Annotated in this window: 14 protein-coding genes; 12 read left to right on the top strand and 2 right to left on the bottom strand. The window is 65.7% G+C overall.

The window, feature by feature from the left end:
* Positions 1–13: 13 nt before the first annotated feature.
* From J5J86_RS14735 to rhmD, 3 genes are all read left to right on the top strand, one after another.
* Positions 14–766, top strand: a complete 753-nt coding sequence (locus J5J86_RS14735; protein WP_209099263.1) for an SDR family NAD(P)-dependent oxidoreductase — start codon at positions 14–16, stop codon at positions 764–766.
* Between the two features lie 136 nt (positions 767–902).
* Positions 903–2213 (top strand): MFS transporter, encoded by a 1311-nt coding sequence (locus J5J86_RS14730; RefSeq protein ID WP_247657619.1) that lies wholly within the window; start codon positions 903–905, stop codon positions 2211–2213.
* A gap of 65 nt (positions 2214–2278) precedes the next feature.
* Positions 2279–3466 carry an L-rhamnonate dehydratase gene (rhmD, locus tag J5J86_RS14725; RefSeq protein WP_209099261.1) on the top strand — a complete coding sequence of 396 codons (1188 nt, stop codon included), beginning with the start codon at positions 2279–2281 and terminating at the stop codon, positions 3464–3466.
* Positions 3467–3551: 85 nt separating this feature from the next.
* Here rhmD and J5J86_RS14720 read toward each other — a convergent pair whose 3' ends face one another.
* Positions 3552–4865 (bottom strand): Nramp family divalent metal transporter, encoded by a 1314-nt coding sequence (locus tag J5J86_RS14720; RefSeq protein ID WP_209099253.1) that lies wholly within the window; start codon positions 4863–4865, stop codon positions 3552–3554.
* 237 nt (positions 4866–5102) lie between these two features.
* Between J5J86_RS14720 and mntR the strand changes: the two genes are divergently transcribed.
* A complete protein-coding gene (gene mntR / locus J5J86_RS14715) occupies positions 5103–5621 on the top strand; it encodes a manganese-binding transcriptional regulator MntR (RefSeq protein WP_247657617.1) in 519 nt (172 codons plus the stop codon).
* A 12-nt stretch (positions 5622–5633) separates the two neighbouring features.
* Here the strand turns inward: mntR and J5J86_RS14710 are convergent, their stop codons facing one another.
* Positions 5634–6374, bottom strand: a complete 741-nt coding sequence (locus tag J5J86_RS14710) for an SDR family oxidoreductase (protein ID WP_209099251.1) — start codon at positions 6372–6374, stop codon at positions 5634–5636.
* 247 nt (positions 6375–6621) lie between these two features.
* Here J5J86_RS14710 and J5J86_RS14705 point away from each other — a divergent pair, with 247 nt between their 5' ends.
* The 8 genes from J5J86_RS14705 (at position 6622) to J5J86_RS14670 (ending at position 16473) form a co-directional block, all read left to right on the top strand.
* A complete protein-coding gene (locus J5J86_RS14705; RefSeq protein ID WP_209099249.1) occupies positions 6622–7584 on the top strand; it encodes a LysR substrate-binding domain-containing protein in 963 nt (320 codons plus the stop codon).
* A 64-nt stretch (positions 7585–7648) separates the two neighbouring features.
* Entirely contained in the window at positions 7649–8629 is a 981-nt protein-coding gene (locus J5J86_RS14700) for an NAD(P)-dependent oxidoreductase (protein WP_342449173.1), read from the top strand.
* 127 nt (positions 8630–8756) lie between these two features.
* Positions 8757–10166, top strand: coding sequence for an MmgE/PrpD family protein (locus tag J5J86_RS14695; RefSeq protein ID WP_209099245.1), 1410 nt, complete (start codon positions 8757–8759; stop codon positions 10164–10166).
* Positions 10167–10288: 122 nt separating this feature from the next.
* Positions 10289–11245 (top strand): branched-chain amino acid ABC transporter permease, encoded by a 957-nt coding sequence (locus tag J5J86_RS14690; RefSeq protein WP_209099243.1) that lies wholly within the window; start codon positions 10289–10291, stop codon positions 11243–11245.
* Positions 11245–13014 carry a branched-chain amino acid ABC transporter ATP-binding protein/permease gene (locus J5J86_RS14685; protein ID WP_209099241.1) on the top strand — a complete coding sequence of 590 codons (1770 nt, stop codon included), beginning with the start codon at positions 11245–11247 and terminating at the stop codon, positions 13012–13014. The genes J5J86_RS14690 and J5J86_RS14685 overlap by 1 nt, the downstream gene beginning before the upstream one ends.
* Entirely contained in the window at positions 13001–13708 is a 708-nt protein-coding gene (locus tag J5J86_RS14680) for an ABC transporter ATP-binding protein (protein ID WP_209099239.1), read from the top strand. Before J5J86_RS14685 ends, J5J86_RS14680 begins: the two co-directional genes overlap by 14 nt.
* A 62-nt stretch (positions 13709–13770) precedes the next feature.
* The gene (locus J5J86_RS14675; protein ID WP_209099237.1) at positions 13771–15015 is read left to right on the top strand and encodes an ABC transporter substrate-binding protein; all 1245 of its coding nucleotides are present in this window, start codon (positions 13771–13773) and stop codon (positions 15013–15015) included.
* 162 nt (positions 15016–15177) lie between these two features.
* Positions 15178–16473, top strand: coding sequence for an ABC transporter substrate-binding protein (locus tag J5J86_RS14670; protein WP_209099236.1), 1296 nt, complete (start codon positions 15178–15180; stop codon positions 16471–16473).
* Positions 16474–16598 lie beyond the last annotated feature (125 nt).

The following is a 16598-nucleotide window of genomic DNA, read 5'->3' as shown; positions in this document are numbered from 1 at the left end:
GGAGCAGGAAATCATGACCAAGATCGACCTTCAGGACCGCGTCGCCATCATCACCGGCGGCGCCCGCGGCATCGGTTATGCCACCGCCCAGCGCATGCTCGCCTCCGGCGCGCAGGTGAGCCTGTGGGATATCGACGCCACCCGCCTCGCGGAGGCGGCCGCCGAGCTCTCCAAGCTTGGCACGGTGAGCACCCAGACCGTGGAATTGACCGACGAAGCCTCCGTGGTCGCAGCCACGCAGGGCGTCCTCGCCAGCCATGGCAAGATTGACATCCTCGTCAACAATGCCGGCATCACCGGCGGCAATGCCAAGCTCTGGGAGCTGGAGACCGAGGTGTGGCGGCGGGTGATCGACGTCAATCTCGTCGGGCCCTTCATCACCTGCAAGGTGGTGGTGCCGCACCTCATCGCCAATGGCTGGGGGCGCATCGTGAATGTCGCCTCCATCGCCGGCAAGGAAGGCAATCCCAACGCCTCCCATTATTCGGCCTCCAAGGCAGGCCTCATCGGCCTCACCAAGTCGCTGGGCAAGGAACTGGCGCAGTCGAACATCCTGGTGAACTGCATCACGCCTGCCGCCGCCCGCACCGAGATCTTCAACCAGATGAAGCAGGAGCATATCGACTTCATGCTGTCGAAGATCCCCATGGGCCGCTTCCTGGAGGTGGACGAGGCCGCAGCCCTCATTGCCTGGCTGTCCTCTGCCGAATGCGCCTTCTCCACCGGCGCGGTGTTCGACATTTCCGGCGGCCGCGCCGTCTACTGACCCCCATTCCTGACAGATCCTGGCGGCATGAGGCCGCCGTCTCCCGCGCGCCCGGCAGGACCGGGCGCGCCAAGAACAGAATCGTCCGGGAATGACCCCGAGACGGTCGGAGGCAACGTTCCATATGGAGAGGCTGATGCCTGCCCCGTCCCCGTCGCTTCAGGCGACGATTTCCAAGGTCACCAAGCGGCTGCTGCCGTTCCTGTTGCTCATGTATGTGCTCGCCTTCCTGGACCGGGCCAATGTGGGCTTCGCCAAGAAGGCATTCCAGGCGGATACCGGCATCTCCGACGCCGCCTTCGCGCTCGGCGCCTCCATCTTCTTCCTGAGCTATGCCCTGTTCGAGGTGCCCTCGAACATCATCATGCATCGCGTGGGCGCCAAGATCTGGATGGCGCGTATCATGGTCACCTGGGGCCTGATCTCCGCCGCCATGATGTTCGCACACAATGAAACCACCTTCTATACGCTGCGCGTTCTGCTCGGCGCCGCGGAGGCCGGCTTCTTCCCGGGCGTGATCCTCTATCTGACCTATTGGTTCCCCTCCTTCGCGCGCGGCCGGGCCATGGGCCTGTTCTATTTCGGCGCCCCGCTCGCCTTCATCTTCGGCTCGCCGCTCTCTGGCCTGCTGCTGGAGTGGCACGGCCTCGGCGGCCTGCATGGCTGGCAGTGGATGTTCATGGTGGAGGGCCTGTTGGCGGTGGTCGTCGGCGTGTGGGCCTATTTCTACTTGGACAACAAGCCGGCCGACGCCAAGTGGCTCACGCAGGCGCAGAAGGATGAGCTCGGACGCGCCATCGCCGCCGAGGAGAGCCACAAGACCGCCCATGGGCCCGCCCATCTGCTGGCGGCCATGCGCAACATGAAGGTGCTGCATTTCGCGCTCATCTATTTCCTTATCCAGATGAGCGTGTATGGCGTCGTCTTCTACCTGCCGACGCAGGTGGCGAACCTGCTCGGCACGAAGGTGGGCCTGCAGGTGGGCTTCGTCTCGGCCATTCCGTGGGTGTGTGCACTCGTTGCCGCCTATGTGCTGCCGCGCATGTCGGATGCCTCGGGCAACCGGCGGGGCTATGCCGCCACCATCCTCGCCGTGTCCGGCCTCGGCATCGCCGCCTCGGTGGCCACCACGTCGCCGGCTTTGGCGCTGATCGCCCTGTGCTTTGCGGCGGCAGGCTTCATCGCCGTGCAGCCCATCTTCTGGACCTTCCCCACCGATTATCTCGGCGGCGTGGCTGCGGCGGGCGGCATCGCCCTCATCAATTCGCTGGGCGCGTTGGGCGGCTTCGTGGCGCCCAATGTGAAGACCTGGGCGGAGGCCGCCTTCGCCTCGCAGGCCGCCGGCCTCTATTTGCTGGCCGGCACCACACTTCTGGGTGCGGTCCTCATCCTGGCCATCGGCCGGGCCACGACCATGCCCGTTTCGTCCAAGGCCAAGCGCGCCTGAACCCTGCCCGCTTTTGGAAACCCAAACGCCCCGCGCCGCGCGCGGGGCGATAAGGAGACAAGACCATGGCCATGCCGACCATCAAGGCGGTCCGCGCGTTCACCGTGCGCGGCGGCGGCGCCGATTATCACGACACCCAGGGTTATCACTGGATCGACGATCATATCGCCACCCCCATGGCGCGCTATGAGGAATACCGGCAGAGCCGCCGCTCCTTCGGCATCAATGTGCTCGGCACGCTGGTGGTCGAGGTGGAGGCCTCCGACGGCACAGTGGGCGTCGGCGTCACCACAGCGGGCGAGATCGGCGCCTTCATCGTGGAGAAGCACCTCTCCCGCTTCCTGATCGGCCGGCAGGTGACCGAGATCGAGAAGATCTGGGACCAGATGTATTTCGGCACCCAGTTCTATGGCCGCAAGGGCGTGGTGGTGAACACCATTTCCGGCGTCGACATCGCCCTGTGGGACTTGCTCGGCAAGATCCGCGGCGAGCCGGTTCATGCCTTGCTCGGCGGCCCGGTGCGGGACGAACTGTCCTTCTATGCCACCGGCGCCCGGCCGGACCTCGCGAAGCAGATGGGCTTCATCGGCGGCAAGCTGCCCTTGCTCCACGGCCCCGCCGAGGGCGACGAGGGCCTGAAGAAGAATATCGAGCTGCTTGCGGACATGCGCAGCAAGGTCGGCGACGACTTCTGGCTGATGTATGATTGCTGGATGGCGCTCGACCTCAACTATTCGATCCGCCTTGCCCACAAGGCGCAGGAATTCGGCCTCAAGTGGATCGAGGAGTGCCTCTCCCCCGACGATTATTGGGGCTATGCCGAACTCAAGCGCCAGGCACCCACCGGCATGCTGGTGACCACCGGCGAGCACGAGGCCACCCGCTGGGGCTTCCGCATGCTGCTGGAGATGAATTGCTGCGACATCATCCAACCCGACGTGAATTGGTGCGGTGGCATCACCGAGCTGATCAAGATCTCGGCGCTCGCGGACGCCCATGGCAAGCTCATGGTGCCCCACGGCTCGGGCCCCTACAGCTACCATTTCGTGATCACGCGCCATAACAGCCCGTTCACGGAAATCATCATGAGCGCGCCCAATGCGGACGAGGTGCGCCCCGCCTTCCACCCGCTGCTTCTGGACGAGCCGGTGCCGGTGAACGGCCGCCTGAAGGCGTCCGCGCTGGACAAGCCGGGCTTCGGTGTCTCCCTCAATCCCGAGGTGCAGCTTCACCGGCCCTATCCGTCCAACTGAACGTTTCGAGGAGAGGACGCCGCGCGCCCTCGCCTCATCCCTTTCCTCCCGCTGGCCGGTGCCTTCGTGCACCGGCCTTTTTTTTTCAGCCAAGCCCCGGGATCGGCACGCCGAAGGCCTGGGCCAGCAAAACGCCGTTCAGGCTCAGCACGACGATGCTGCCACCAATGGCCAGCACGTTGACGAGGCGGGAATTGGCGAACTCGCCCATGAGGTCTCGCCGGGCGGTGAAGAGCACCAGGGCGATCATGGGCACCGGCAAGGCGATGGAGAGCACCACCTGGCTCAGCACCAGCGCGTGGGTCGCATTCACACCCATGGCCACCACCACGAAGGCGGGCACCATGGTCACAAGACGGCGCACCAGCAGGGGAATGCGGATGCCGATGAAGCCCTGCATGATCATCTGCCCGGCCATGGTGCCCACCACGGAGCTGGAGATGCCCGAGGCGATCAGCGAGACCAGGAACACCCCGGCGGAGGCAGCCCCCAGCAAGGGCGTTAGGGTGTGATAGGCGGTCTCGATCTCGGCCACATCGCTATGGCCGAGATGGAAGGCGCTGGCGGCCATGATGACCATGGCCATGTTGACGAGGCCCGCCACCGAGAGCGCCACCACCACCTCGCGATTGGAGAAGCGCACCAAAAGGCGCTTCTGGCCGATGTCGCGCGGCCGTGAGCGGCTTTGGGTCAGGCCCGAATGCAGGAAAAGCGCATGGGGCATGACCGTGGCGCCGATGATGCCCACGGCGATAGTGAGGGCGGCAGCGTCGGGGATCTGCGGCGTCACGGCGCCCAGTGCAACCTGACCCCAGTCTACCGGCGCGATCAGGATCTCCACCAGGTAGCACAGGCCGATCAGCGCCACGAGCCCTCCAATGACCAGCTCCAAGGGCCGGAATCCGCGCCCCTCGATCAGGAGGATACCGTAGGTGACGACAGCCGTGATGCCCATGCCCACCAGGAGCGGCAATCCGAACAGGAGCGACAGGCCGACCGCGCCGCCGAGAAATTCGGCAAGGTCGGTCGCCATGGCCGCCACCTCGCTGACCGCCCACATGGCGATGACGATCGGCTTTGAGAAAGACGTGCGGCACAGCTCCGCCAGGTTGCGCCCGGTGACGATGCCCAGCTTGGCGGAAAGCGATTGGAACAGCATGGCCACCAGATTGGCCATCACCACCACCCACAGCAGCGTGTAGCCATAGCCGGCGCCCGCCTGGATGTTGGTGGCGAAGTTGCCGGGATCCATATAGGCGATGGAGGCGATCACCGCCGGGCCGACGAACAGCAGGGCCGAGAGCGGTCCACGGCGACGGCCAGCCAAAACGTCCTCGATGGCAAGGCGCGTGCGATCGCTGACCGATTGGGGGGCGGCGGGAGACAGGCTGTCGCTCATGGCACGCAAGCGTCTTGTTGCTGACACCAATAAATGTAGCCGCGGCTACATTTATTGCAAGAGCCTTCCCGATGCGACGAAAGACCAATGGGCAACGGGCACGGCGTGCGAAGGGCTGGTCGTTCCAAGCCACGGCGTTCCGCACGGATTGCAATCCGTAGCCATGGCTTCATAGTGTGGCTCAAATTTCATTCCGTCCTAGGCCTCCCGGCTTGGACGGCCCGGAGAGGAAACGGAGTGGCGCGAACCGCGAAAATGCCGGTCACCGACGAGCCGCAGAAGAGCACGTTGCCGGAAGGCGCGACGGAGGAAAGCCGGGCGGATGAGCACCGCGCCGACGACACCCGCGCCGACGACACCTGCCGGTTCGACCGCGCCCGCACGGCCCGCTCCTCCGAGATCCTGGAAGACTACACGGAACTGATCGGCGACCTCATCGCCGAACATGGGGAGGCGCGCGTCACCGACATCGCCCGCCGGCTGGGCGTCACCCACCCCACCGCCACCAAGGCCCTGGCGCGCCTGAAGCGGGAGGGCCTCGTCACCTCCCGCCCCTATCGGGGGGTCTTCCTGACCGAGGCTGGCGCTGCCATGGCCGAGCGCGTGCGTGTCCGGCATCGCCTCGTCGTGGACCTTCTGTTGGCCATTGGCGTGCCGGAACAGGCCGCCGAAACCGATGCGGAAGGCATGGAGCACTATGTCTCCGAGACGACGCTGGAGGCGTTCCGCCGCTTCCTGGATGCCCGCAAAGCGTGAGGGCCAAGGCGGTCAGTAGCGGTTCACCGGTAGCACCACGATCTCGGCGATCTGCACATGGGGCGGCTGGTCGAGGGCAAAGAGGATGGTGCGGGCCACGTCCTCGGGATCCAGCGCCATCTTGAACTGGTCGAAATAGGCTTTTTCCTTCTCTTCATCCCCCCGGTAGCGGGTTCGGATGATGCCGGTGCGCGCGAGGCCGGGCAGGATCTCGGTGACACGCACCGCGCTCTCCGTCAGTTCGCCCCGCAAGGTCTCAGTGAACATCCGCACCCCCGCCTTGGAGGTGGAATAGGCGGTCATGTCCGGCACGAGGCGCACCGCATTGATGGACGAGACGTTCACCACGTGGCCGCGATCGCGCTTCACCATGGGCGGCAGCACCGCGCGCGTCACCCGCATGGTGCCGATGAGATTGGTCTGGATGATCCCCGTCCAGTCATCGGCCGAGCCCTCCACGAAGGGCAAACGCCCGCCAATGTCGTGGCCGGCATTGTTGATGAGGATATCGACGGGGCCGAACGCCGCGGGCACCTGGTCGAGAAGACGATCCACCGCCGGATAGTCGGAAATATCGAGGACCACGGGCAAGGCATTGGTGCCCAGCTCCGCCGCGAAGGCGGCGAGCGCCTCCTTGTTGCGATCCACCAGCACCACCTTGCGCCCCGAGGCGATCAAGGCGCGGGCGATGGCGCGGCCGAAGCCGCCGGCAGCACCGGTGAGAAGCGCTGTTTCCGTCTTGTGTTCAGGCATTTGTGTCCTCCCTGACGCCGGCCTTTCTGGCCGTGCGGCGGGACGCGCCGGCCGGCTCGGGCAGGACCCGCGGGACGACGCGCTCCATTGAATGGCGTTTGCGAAGACGTCTTGCGTCAGCGGGCGCGAACACTGTCAGATGCGCCGCGCTGTGTCCGCTGTCGCGCGCGTGCTAACTGTTATTCTGGAATTGGCGTCGCCGCCCGCGCCACAAGAGGCGGCCAATCACCAGAAAAGCAGACCCGGGATGGACTTCAAGCAGCTCAAGGCCTTCACCACGCTGGCGGAATTCGGCTCCTTCTCGCGCGCGGCCGCCGTGCTGTCGGTCGCCCAGCCGGTCTTATCCCGCCAGATCAAGGCCTTGGAGGAGGAGCTGGGGATCGAGCTGTTTTATCGCAACGGGCGAGGCATCGTGCTGACCGAGGCAGGCAAGCTGTTGCACGGTTATGCGGACACTGTGCTGGACACCGTCACCCGTGCCACGGACGAGGTAACGGCGCTCCGGTCCTCCCCACGCGGCACAGTCGCGCTGGGCATGCCGCCCTCCGTGGGCGCGGTGCTCACCGTGCCCCTGGTGAAGACCTTTCGCGCCGAGTTTCCCATGGTGGCCATCCGCGTGGTGGAAGGCTTTTCCGGCCATCTGCTGGAATGGCTCGCCACCGGCAAGATCGATGTGGCCGTGCTCTACAACGCCCCCCGCACGTCCAATCTGCGTGCCGAGCCACTGCTCCAGGAGGAGATCAACCTGCTCGGCGCCATCGACGATCCGCTCGGTCTTCCCGATGGCCCCATTCCTGCGCGCCGCCTGCCGGAAATCCCGATGATCATTCCCTCCCGGCCCCACGGCCTGCGGCTGGTGGTGGATTCGCTGCTGAGCGAGGCGGAGATCGACCTCAACGTCATCATTGAGGTGGATGCCATGCCCTCCACCTTGAGCCTGGTGGAGAACGGCATCGGCTATACCTTGCTCTCCTATGGCCCGGCGCGCCATCTGATCGAGGCGGGGCGCATGAAAAGCTGGTCCATTGTCGATCCGGTCATCACCCGCCAATTGATCCTCGCCACCTCCAGCCAGCGCCCCACCACCTTCTCCACGCGCGCGCTGGCCTCCATGGTGCGGCGGCAGGTGCAGGAACTGGTGCGTCGGGGCGCCTGGTCCTCCAATATGCCGGTCGCCACCGGCGCGCTGCAGCGCGAAGATCAGGCGTGAGAAATCTGTTATGTCGGAAACGGCAATGACGCGCGCCAATTCTCCGGTTTAGCCTCCCTCAACAATCGACGAGCCGCAGCAAGGTGTCCCTCGGGACCAATGGCCTGCCTGCGGCCAGGGAGCGCCGAGAGAGCGCCGAGGAAGCGTCATGGCAGGTGAACTTGTTGGGTTCGTAGGTCTCGGCCGCATGGGCAGCGCCATGGCGGGCCGCCTACTGGATGCGGGCTACCAATTATGCGTCTACGACACGCAGCCGGCGGCGACCGCCGACCTGGTGGCGCGCGGCGCGCGCCTGGCGGCGTCACCGCTGGAAGTGGCTTCGACCGCTGAAACCGTCCTTCTCAGCCTGCCGACGCCGGATATCGTCAAGGCGGTGACGGTGGGCGAGGGCGGCATCTGCCGGGGCAATGCGGTGCGCACGGTCATCGACCTGTCCACCTCCGGTCCGGGCGCCTCGCAGATCGTCTCCAAGGGCCTCACCGAGCGGGACATCGCGCTCATCGACGCGCCCGTCTCCGGCGGCATTGCGGGGGCCAAGGGCGGCACGCTGGCGCTGATGATCTCCGGTCCCCGCGAGGCCTACGAGACCACGGCACAGCCCATTCTCAAGCATTTCGGCAAGCTGTTCTATACCGGCGAGAAGGCGGGCCTTGCCCAGACGGCCAAGCTCGTGAACAACCTGCTGGCCGCCGCCGCCTTGGTCATCTCGTCCGAGGGCATGGCCATGGGCGTGAAGGCGGGACTTGATCCCAAGATCCTCTTGGACATCATCAACGTCTCGTCCGGCCGCAACAGCGCCACGCAGGACAAGTTCCCCCGCTCCGTCCTGCCCGGCACCTTCGATTTCGGCTTTGCCACGGGCCTGTCCTACAAGGATGTGCGCCTGTGCCTCGACGAGGCCGAGGCCATGGGCATTCCCATGATCATGGGCGCCGTCGTCCGCCAGATCCTGGCCCTGACCCAGGCGAAATATGGCCCGGACTCCGACTTCACCAGCATCGCCCGCCTCTCCGAGGAATGGGCGGGGGTCGAGATCCGCGGTTGATCCTTAGCGCGTCCGGGTCCAAGCCCCGGACGCGCCCCAAACGTCGCGCAGGCGACCAAAACATACCGCGTCCAAGGCCCCACTTGGCCGGACCGGACAACACGCAAAAGGTCGAGGAGACGCATCCATGACGATGCAGGACGCGGCCGCGCGCCCGCTTTCCATCTCGCGCACCCTCGCGCTCCAGGCGCGGGCGACGCGCCTCGACGACCTCTCCGCCGCCACGCGAGACAAGCTGAAGGTGTGCCTGCTGGACTTCCTGTCCTGCGCCTTCGAGGCCGCCGACCTTCCCTGGAGCCGCGAAGCCGTTGCCGTCGCGCCGCGCACCAGCGAAGGCGCAACCATCATCGGCACGCCCGTCACCGCGCCGACCGGCGACGCCGCCTTCGCCAATGCCACTGCCGGCCACGGGCTGGTGCGCGAGGACATGCATGCCGCCAGCATCGGCCACCACGGCGTAGTGATCTGGCCGGTTCTCCTGGCGCTCAGCCAGCGTGCCCCCATATCGGGCGCGGCGTTCCTGAGCGCAGCAGCCGTTGGCTACGAGGTGGGCGGACGGCTCGGGCGCGCGCTCTTCAATGCCGACCTCGCCCGCCTCTTTCGGCCCACCGGCTTGCTCGGCCCCATTGCCGGCGCGGCGGCGGGCAGCCGTTTGCTCGACCTGTCAGAAAGCCAGACCATGTCGGCTTTGGCGCTCGGCGCCAATGCCTCAGGCGGCCTCAACCAATGGCCGCACGAGGGCAGCAGCGACATGTATTTCCACCCCGGTTTCGCGGCGCGCGCTGCCATCCTGGCGGTGGATCTCGCCCGAGCGGGCGCGGTGGGCTCGGATTACATCCTGGAAGGTGAGGCGGGCCTCGCCATGGCCTTCCGGCGCGCGGCTCTCTCGCAGCCTGTGACGCTGTTCCCCCGCGGGCAGGCGGAAGTTCTGGCGGTCTACAACAAGCCCGCCCCCGCCTGCAATTTCGCCCAGACCGCCACCCAGGCGGCCCTGCGCGTGGCGCAGCAGATCGACCGGCGGGAGACCATCCGCGAGGTCACGGTTCTGTTGCCGGACGCCGCCATCCGCTATCCCGGCTGCGACTTCGCCGGGCCTTATGAGCGGGCGCTCCAGGCCAAAATGTCCATCCAGTACGGTGTTGCCGCCGCTTTGGTCCGCAAGGCGGTGGAGGAAGACAATTATCGCCGCCTGGACGAGCCGGAGATCCTGCGCGTCGCCAGCCTCATCCGCCTCGAGCGGGACGGCGAATTCACCGCCCGCTTCCCCGCCGCACAGGGGGCCGAGGTGGTGGTGCAACTGGCCGGCGGGGCCACCATCAGCCGCCGCCTCGTCGATGTCATTCCCGCCACCGAAAGCGAGATCCGCCAACGCTTCCGCGTTGCGGCCGGCGCCCTCGTCGGGGCGGAGCGCGCGGAAGAAATCGAGGAACGGGTGGACGGACTGGACGAGGCGCCGGACGCCGGCCGGATCGCCACCCTGTGCGCGGCCCCGGTCGGCGGCGCCCCCCGCGCCGCCGCCACAGCTTTGCATGCATGACACCTTCCGCTCAGCGGAGGGCCATTGACCAACGGGCAGAAAGCCCGGCTGAAAACTGGGAGGACCAACACAATGAAGAGGGTGCCGCGCGGCACTGCGCCCCTGGCTGCGAGGATGCAGCCATGACGTCGCAGATGGTCGAGAATATTCTCCAGGCGCTGGCCGCTGGCATCCTTGCGGGAGCCATTTACGGGCTCATGTGCGTGGGCCTGGGCCTCATCTTCGGCGTTATGCGCGTCATCAATTTCGCCCAGGGCGATTTCATGATGCTCGGCATGTATGCCGCCTATTACCTGTTCCTCACCTTTGGAATACAGACGATCTTCGGCAGTGTGATCGGCCCTTATGTGGCCATCGTCCTGTCGGCGCCGCTCCTGTTCCTGTTCGGCTACTTCATCCACAAGCTGCTGATCTCGCGGGTGACGGGGCAGCGGACCGCGCAATTGGAAGGCGAAGGGCACTTCGCCCAGCTCATCCTGACGCTCGGCATCGCGCTGGTGCTTCAGAATGGCGGCCTCATCGTCTTCGGATCGGTGCTCGCCTCCATCCGCACGCCGCTCTCCTCCAGCGCCTGGGAGTTGGGGCCATTCTGGGGCGACTATGTCTCCATTTTTGTCAACAAGTCCCGCGGCATAGCGGCCCTGTTCTCGGTCGTTGCCATGGTGGGGCTGTGGCTGCTGATCGCCCGCACGCGCCTCGGCAAGGCCCTGCGCGCCTCTGCCGACAATCCGGTGGCGGCGACCTATATGGGCATCGATATCGATCGCTCCTACCGCATCGCGTTCGGCCTCGGCACCGCGGTCACGGCTCTGGCCGGCGGCCTGCTCGCCACCAACTACCCGTTCCACCCCTTCATCGGCCTCGAATACGTAATCGTCATGTATGCCGGCGTGGTGCTGGGCGGCATGGGCTCCATCACCGGCGCCTTCTGGGGTGGCATGACCATCGGCCTGGTGCAGCAGCTCTCCACCTTGGTCCTCCCCACCCAGCTTCAGAACGCGGCGATCTTCGTCGTCTTCCTGCTCATTATCTTCCTGCGTCCGCAGGGCTTTTTCGGCCGCATGGTGGAGAGGACGTGATGCAGACCCTTCGCTCCCTCGCCCCCTTGCTGATCGTCGCGGCGATCTACGCGGCCGTGACCCTCGTGGTCACCAATTCCTACTACCAGCTCACCCTCACGCTGGTGCTGGTCTGGGCCTGCTTCGGCCTGTCCTGGAACCTTCTGTCCGGCTATACGGGCCTCGTCTCCTTCGGCCACGCCTCCTTCTTCGGGCTCGGCGCCTATGCCACCGTGTTGGGGCAGATCTATTTCGACATCTCGCCCTGGATCTCCATCCCCATTTCCGCCCTCATCGGCGGCATTGCCGGCCTGCTGATCGGCTTCCCCACCTTCCGCCTCAAGGGCCATTACTTCGCCCTGGCGATGCTCGCTTACCCATTGGCGCTGCTCTATATTTTCGAGTGGCTCGGCTACCAGGAGCTGACCATCCCGATCAAGCGGGAGACGCCCTTCGCCTACATGCAATTCTCCGATCCGCGCTTGTACACCTTTGTTGCGCTGGTCATGCTGCTCATCGTTGTCCTGATCACCCGCTGGGTGGAGCGCTGCCGGTTCGGTGTCGCGCTCCTCGCCATCAAGCAGAACGAGGCGGCAGCGGAAGCGGCGGGCATCAACACCTTGCGCTGGAAGCTCTCCGCCATCGCCTTGTCGGGTGCCATTGCCGGTGCGGTGGGTGCTTTCTATGCGGTTGTTCTGCTTGTGGTTACCCCGCCCTCCGTGTTCGGCATGCTGGTGTCCGCCCAGGCGCTCACCGTGTCCATGTTCGGCGGCATCGGCACCGTCTGGGGCCCGCTGATCGGCGCGGCAGTGCTGATCCCGGTGTCAGAAATCCTGCATGCGGAGCTGGGCGCGCGGGTTCCGGGCATCCAGGGCGTGATCTTCGGCATGGCCATCATGGCGGTGATCCTGATGGCGCCGGAGGGCGTCTACTGGAAGGTGCGGGATTGGTGGCGCAAGCGCGCCGTTGTGCCGGCCTCCGTCGCACCGGTGTTGCCGGACCACGTGGTGACCTTCACCCCCTCGCCTGCGCGCCAGCGCCGGGCGCCGAGCGGCAAGGTGCTGCTATCGGTGCGGGGCCTCTCCAAGGCCTTCGGCGGGCTGAAGGCGGTGCAGGATGTCAGCTTCGATGTGCATGAGGGCATGATCCTCGGCATCATCGGCCCCAACGGCGCCGGGAAAACAACTTTGTTCAACCTTCTCAATGGCTTCCTCAAGCCTGACACGGGCACGGTGACGTTCGACGGCAAGGAGATGGTGGGCCGCCGCCCGCACGAATTGTGCGAGGCGGGCGTCGGCCGGACCTTCCAGGTCATGCGCCCCTTCCCCCGCATGTCGGTGCGCGAGAATGTCCGGGTGGGCGCCTATGTGCGGGCGAAAAGCGAGGAGGAGGCCCTGCGCTTCGCCGATGACGCGGTGGCCCGCGCCGGGCTCTCGGCGGTGGCGGACAAGGTGGCGGCGGAGCTGACCACCAAGGAGCTGCGGCTGATGGAAATCGCCCGCGCGCTGGCCGGAAAGCCCCGCCTTCTGCTGCTGGACGAGACCCTGGCGGGCCTTGGCCATGGCGAGGCGGACGAGGTGGTTGCGGTGGTGCAACGCCTTGCAAGAGAAGGGGTTACCATCGTCATCATCGAGCACACCATGCAGGCCATGGTGCGCCTGGTGGATCACTTCCTGGTGCTGGACCACGGCGCCGTCCTGGTGGATGGCGAGCCCGAGGCCGTCACCCGCAACCCTGCGGTCATCGAGGCTTATCTCGGCAAGAAATGGGTGGCTCATGCTCACGCTTGAGGGGGTTTGCGCGGGATATTCCGTGGTCCCGGTCCTGAAGGATGTCTCCATCAGCGTGGAGGCGGACCAGTTCGTCGCCATTGTCGGCCCCAACGGCGCCGGAAAGACCACGCTTTTCAAGACCATATCGGGCGTGGTGGCGCCCAGCGCCGGCGCCATCCGCTTCGAGGGGCGCGACCTTGCCAAGGTTCCCCCGCACGAGCGGCCGCATCTGGGCATCGCCCATGTGCCGGAGGGGCGGCAGGTCTTTCCCTCCCTTTCGGTGATGGAGAATCTCGAAATGGGGGCCTTTACCGAGGCCGGACGACGCAGTTTCAAGCGCAATCTCGACCTGATTTTCTCTTTGATGCCAGTGCTTAAGGAAAGATCAGAGCAGTTTGCGGGCACCCTTTCGGGCGGCGAGCAGCAGATGGTGGCCATTGGCCGGGGCATCGCCTCCGCGCCCAAGCTCCTGATGCTGGACGAGCCCTCCATGGGCCTCGCGCCGGCCATTGCGGACTTCATCTTCGACAAGCTGATCGAGATCCGCCGCGAGACGAAACTCACCATTCTCCTGGTGGAACAACGGGTTGCCGAGGCGCTGGAATCGGCAGACCAGGGCTATGTGCTCGAAGCCGGACGGGTGGTCCTGTCCGGCTCCAACGCCACGCTCCGGGCCGATGACCGGGTGCGCCAGGCCTATCTCGGCATGTAGCGAACACGCTCCGAACACGGCCGGAACAAGGCCGAGGACTTACGGATCTAGGGAGGAATAACATGGACGAGGACTTCATTTCCGCGCTGACCCGCCGCGCCTTCGTCGGCGGGGCGGCGGCCACGGGACTCGCGCTCTCCACCCGCGCCATGGCGCAGGGGTCGCCGGCCGAGGTCAAGGTCGGGCTCATCGTGCCGCTGTCCGGCCTCTATGCCCGACCCGGCGCGGTGATGAAGATGGGGGCCGAGCTTGGGGTCGCCGACATCAATGCGGCGGGGGGCGTCAAGTCGCTGGGCGGAGCGAAGCTGAAGCTCGTTCCCATCGATTGCGGCGACACGGTCGAGAAGGCCAAGAACGCGGCCCAGCGCATGGTGGCGCAGGAGACGGATCTCGTTGCCGCCACCGGCTCGTATCTGTCCTCGTTCACCTTGGCCGTGAGCGAAGTCACCGAGCGCGCCAGCCTGCCATTACTGACTTTGTCCTATTCTGACCTGCTCACGGACCGGGGATTCAAATATATCTTCCAGACCGCCGCCACCGCCTCCTCCCAGTCCATGCAGGGCCTGCCGGAGCTGATGAAGCTGGCGGAAAAGGCCTCCGGCAAGAAGCCGAAGACGGTGGCCATCGCCATGGACAATACGGGCACCTCCATCGCCACCGCCAAGGCATTGAAGGAAAAGCTGTTTCCCCAGCTGGGCCTGGAGCTGGTGATGGACGAGGTGTGGACCCCGCCGCTGGCGGATGCCACGCCCATCATCCAGAAGGTGCGCTCCACGCGGCCGGACCTCTTCTTCTTCATGCCCAACGCCATTTCGGATGCCAAGCTCGGCCTTGAAAAGCTGAACGAATTCGGCCTCGGCCAGGGCAAGGTGCCCACCATCTCCTTCTCCATCACCATCGCCGAGCCGGACATGCTCCAGTCGGTGAGCCCGGAAGTGGTGCAGGGCATCATGACCATCGTCGCCAATTGGGGTGTGAAGGGCCAGGAAAAGCTCATGGCCGAGTTGAAGGCCAAGTATAACGAGCCCTGGATGACGCAGAACGTGGTCTCCACCTATGGCGACATGTGGCTCATCAAGGATGCGCTGGAACAATCCGGCAAGGCCGACAAGGAAGCGGTGGCGAACGCCCTGCGCACCATGGATGGCGGGCCCTCCAAATACTATCCCGGCGGCATTCTGAAGTTCGACGACAAGGGCCGGCGCATCGGCGCGGGCGTGGTGGTGGTGCAGTGGCAGAACGGCATCCCCGTCACCGTCTTCCCGGAAGCGCTGGCGGTTGCCCCGCCCTTCTGGCCCAAGAAGTGACCGCCGGCCGGAGCGCCCCGCTTTAGGCCGTCATACCCGGGCTTGGCCCGGGCATGACGCCAACTTTTCCAACCTTGCGAATACATCGCACTCAACGCTGAACATCTGAAGACAGAAAATAAGAACTAAATAAACCTCAAAGAACATAAGGGAGGAACAACCATGAAAGAGACCTGGACGCGCGCGCTGACGCGCCGGACCATGCTCGCGGCGGTGGCCTCGACGCTGGCGGCGGGCGGCGCGCTGGCGCAGGGCGCGAGCCCCGCCCCCGCAGCCCCCGCGCAAGGCAGCGCCGCCGCCCCGGCGGCCGGCCAGCCGCAGGAGGTGAAGGTGGGCCTGCTGGTGCCGCTGTCGGGCCTTTATGCCCGCCCCGGCAATGTCATGAAGATGGGCGCCGAAATGGCGGTGGACCACATCAATGCCGCCGGCGGCATCAAGGCCTTGGGCGGCGCCAAGCTGAAGCTGGTGGTGCTGGATTCCGGCGACACCACCGAGAAGGCCAAGAATGCCGCCCAGCGCATGGTGGCGCAGGAGCCTGATCTGGTCGCCGCCACCGGCGCCTACCTGTCCTCCTTCACGCTGGCGGCCACCGAGGTGACCGAGCGCGCGCAGCTGCCCATGCTGACGCTCTCCTATTCCGACCTCATCACCGACCGCGGCTTCCATTATGTGTTCCAGACCTCGGCGACCGCCGCCTCGCAGGCGCGCCAGGCCTTGCCGCTGATCATGAAGCTGGCCGAGGATGCCTCCGGCAAGCGGCCGAAGACGGTGGCCATCATCACCGACAATACCGGCGCTTCCATCGCCTCCGTGAAACCCATGCGCGAGGGCCTGCTCAAGGAATTGGGCCTGGAGCTCGTCATGGACGAGACCTTCACGCCTCCCTTGTCGGACGCGACACCCCTGATCCAGAAGGTGCGCTCCACTCGGCCGGACCTGCTCTTCTTCCTGCCCACCGTCATTTCCGACGCCAAGCTGGTGCTGGAGAAGATGAACGAGTTCGGCCTCGGCCAGGGCCGCATTCCCACCATTTCGTTCGGCATCGCCATTGCCGAGCCGGACATCCTGCAGACCATCAATCCGCAATTGCTGCAGGGGCTTCTGACCTGCGTGGGTTCCTGGACCACCAAGGGCCATGAGGCCCTCGTGAAGGAACTGAACGCCCGCTACAAGGAGCCCTGGATGACGCAGAACGCCATCTCCACCTATGGCGACATGTGGGTCATCAAGGACGCGCTGGAAAAGGCCGGCAAGGCCGACAAGGTGGCGGTGGCCGAGGCCCTGCGCACCATGGACGGCGGACCGTCCAAATATTATCCCGGCGGCATCATCAAGTTCGACGAGAAGGGCCGGCGCGTGGATGCGCAGATGACCGTTGTGCAGTGGCAGAACGGCATCCCCGTCACCGTCTTCCCGAAGGACCTGGCGGTGGCCGAGCCGTTCTGGCCCAAGAAGTAAGGGCAAGACTTCACCAAGCAGCTTGCCGCCTTCAGAACCGTCATGGCCGGGCTTGTCCCGACCATCCACGGGGGCCTCGAGCCGGTGGCCCGTCTGTTCCCAAGGGCGTGGATGCCCGGGACAAG

It is taken from the genome of Aquabacter sp. L1I39 (genome assembly GCF_017742835.1).
Classification (GTDB): Bacteria; Pseudomonadota; Alphaproteobacteria; order Rhizobiales; family Xanthobacteraceae; genus L1I39.
Note: the sequence above shows the minus strand (reverse complement) of the source record. Positions and strands in the feature narration are given on the sequence as shown.

Excerpts from the sequence above, each read along its gene's own strand:
- J5J86_RS14670 (WP_209099236.1), top strand. The coding sequence starts at position 15,178 with ATGAAAGAGACCTGGACGCGCGCGCTGACGCGCCGGACCATGCTCGCG.
- rhmD (WP_209099261.1), top strand. The coding sequence starts at position 2,279 with ATGGCCATGCCGACCATCAAGGCGGTCCGCGCGTTCACCGTGCGCGGC.
- J5J86_RS14720 (WP_209099253.1), bottom strand. The coding sequence starts at position 4,865 with ATGAGCGACAGCCTGTCTCCCGCCGCCCCCCAATCGGTCAGCGATCGC.
- J5J86_RS14675 (WP_209099237.1), top strand. The coding sequence starts at position 13,771 with ATGGACGAGGACTTCATTTCCGCGCTGACCCGCCGCGCCTTCGTCGGC.
- J5J86_RS14730 (WP_247657619.1), top strand. The coding sequence starts at position 903 with ATGCCTGCCCCGTCCCCGTCGCTTCAGGCGACGATTTCCAAGGTCACC.
- J5J86_RS14680 (WP_209099239.1), top strand. The coding sequence starts at position 13,001 with ATGCTCACGCTTGAGGGGGTTTGCGCGGGATATTCCGTGGTCCCGGTC.
- J5J86_RS14685 (WP_209099241.1), top strand. The coding sequence starts at position 11,245 with ATGCAGACCCTTCGCTCCCTCGCCCCCTTGCTGATCGTCGCGGCGATC.
- J5J86_RS14735 (WP_209099263.1), top strand. The coding sequence starts at position 14 with ATGACCAAGATCGACCTTCAGGACCGCGTCGCCATCATCACCGGCGGC.
- J5J86_RS14690 (WP_209099243.1), top strand. The coding sequence starts at position 10,289 with ATGACGTCGCAGATGGTCGAGAATATTCTCCAGGCGCTGGCCGCTGGC.
- J5J86_RS14705 (WP_209099249.1), top strand. The coding sequence starts at position 6,622 with ATGGACTTCAAGCAGCTCAAGGCCTTCACCACGCTGGCGGAATTCGGC.
- J5J86_RS14710 (WP_209099251.1), bottom strand. The coding sequence starts at position 6,374 with ATGCCTGAACACAAGACGGAAACAGCGCTTCTCACCGGTGCTGCCGGC.
- J5J86_RS14695 (WP_209099245.1), top strand. The coding sequence starts at position 8,757 with ATGACGATGCAGGACGCGGCCGCGCGCCCGCTTTCCATCTCGCGCACC.